The following is a 2,049-nucleotide window of genomic DNA, read 5'->3' as shown; positions in this document are numbered from 1 at the left end:
CAGATAATGTATAATTATTTGGAACAAGTCCAGCAAACACATTGGATGATTGATAGCTTGTTCCATCCAAACTGTATTCCATTCCTGTTTGGGAAACAACAGTAATTGTTCCCGATGGTATTCCGCAGGTAGGTTGAACAACACTCAAAGCTGTCGGAACAACCGGAGCTGTTGGAACAGCATTGATTTTGGTGGCAGTGCCTGATACAGCTAAACAACTAGCATCCAAAACATTTCGAACAGACAACGTATAATTATTTGGCACAAGTCCAGCAAATACATTTGACGATTGATAGATAGTTCCATCCAAACTGTATTCCATTCCTGTTTGGGAAACAACAGTAATTGTTCCCGATGGTATTCCGCAGGTAGGTTGAACAACACTCAAAGCTGTCGGAACAACCGGAGCTGTTGGAACAGCATTGATTTTGGTGGCAGTGCCTGATACAGCTAAACAACTAGCATCCAAAACATTTCGAACAGACAACGTATAATTATTTGGCACAAGTCCAGCAAATACATTTGACGATTGATAGGTAGTTCCATCCAAACTGTATTCCATTCCTGTTTGAGAAACAACAGTAATTGTTCCCGATGGTGTTCCGCAGGTAGGCTGAACAACACTCAAAGCTGTTGGAACAACCGGAGCTGTTGGAACAACATTGATTTTGGTGGTAGTACCTGAAACCGCCGAACAACTAGCATCCAAAACATTTCGAACAGACAACGTGTAATTATTTGGCACAAGTCCGGCAAACACATTTGATGATTGATAGATAGTTCCATCCAAACTGTATTCCATTCCTGTTTGGGAAACAACAGTAATTGTTCCCGATGGTGTTCCGCAGGTAGGCTGAACAACACTCAAAGCTGTTGGAACGACCGGAGCTGTTGGAACAGCATTGATTTTAGTGGTAGTACCTGATACAGCGGAACAACTAGCATCCAAAACATTTCGAACAGACAACGTGTAATTATTTGGCACAAGTCCAGCAAATACATTTGACGATTGATAGGTAGTTCCGTCCAAACTGTATTCCATTCCTGTTTGGGAAACAACAGTAATTGTTCCCGATGGTGTTCCGCAAGTTGGTTGAACAACACTCAGCGCTGTCGGAACAACCGGAGCTGTTGGAACAGCATTGATTTTAGTGGCAGTGCCTGATACAGCTAAACAAGTAGCATCCAAAACATTTCGAACAGACAACGTATAATTATTTGGCACAAGTCCGGCAAACACATTTGATGATTGATAGGTAGTTCCATCCAAACTGTATTCCATTCCTGTTTGGGAAACAACAGTAATTGTTCCCGATGGTGTTCCGCAGGTAGGCTGAACAACACTCAAAGCTGTTGGAACAACCGGAGCTGTTGGAACAGCATTGATTTTAGTGGTAGTACCTGATACAGCTAAACAAGTAGCATCCAAAACATTTCGAACAGACAACGTATAATTATTTGGAACAAGTCCAGCAAATACATTTGACGATTGATAGGTAGTTCCGTCCAAACTGTATTCCATCCCTGTTTGGGAAACAACAGTAATTGTTCCCGATGGTGTTCCGCAGGTAGGCTGAACAACACTCAAAGCGGTCGGAACAACAGGAGCTGTTGGAACTGAATTGATTTTAGTGGTAGTACCTGATACAGCGGAACAACTAGCATCCAAAACATTTCGAACAGACAACGTGTAATTATTTGGCACAAGTCCGGCAAACACATTTGATGATTGATAGGTTGCTCCGTCCAAACTGTATTCCATTCCTGTTTGGGAAACAACAGTAATTGTTCCCGATGGTATTCCGCAGGTAGGCTGAACAACACTCAAAGCTGTCGGAACAACCGGAGCTGTTGGAACAGCATTGATTTTAGTGGCAGTGCCTGATACAGCTAAACAAGTAGCATCCAAAACATTTCGAACGGACAACGTATAATTATTTGGAACAAGTCCAGCAAATACATTTGACGATTGATAGGTAGTTCCATCCAAACTGTATTCCATTCCTGTTTGAGAAACAACAGTAATTGTTCCCGATGGTGTTCCGCAAG

General features: G+C 42.2%; 1 protein-coding gene. It reads right to left on the bottom strand.

Annotated elements, in window-relative coordinates; genetic code table 11:
* The coding region (locus KZH69_RS20320) for a hypothetical protein (protein WP_219319294.1) at positions 1–2,049 on the bottom strand (2,049 nt) is incomplete at both ends.

Origin of the sequence: Flavobacterium taihuense (assembly GCF_019351435.1) — a bacterium.
GTDB lineage: Bacteria > Bacteroidota > Bacteroidia > Flavobacteriales > Flavobacteriaceae > Flavobacterium > Flavobacterium taihuense.
The sequence above is the reverse complement of the archived record's forward strand: the minus strand, read 5'-3'. Positions and strand labels throughout refer to the sequence as shown.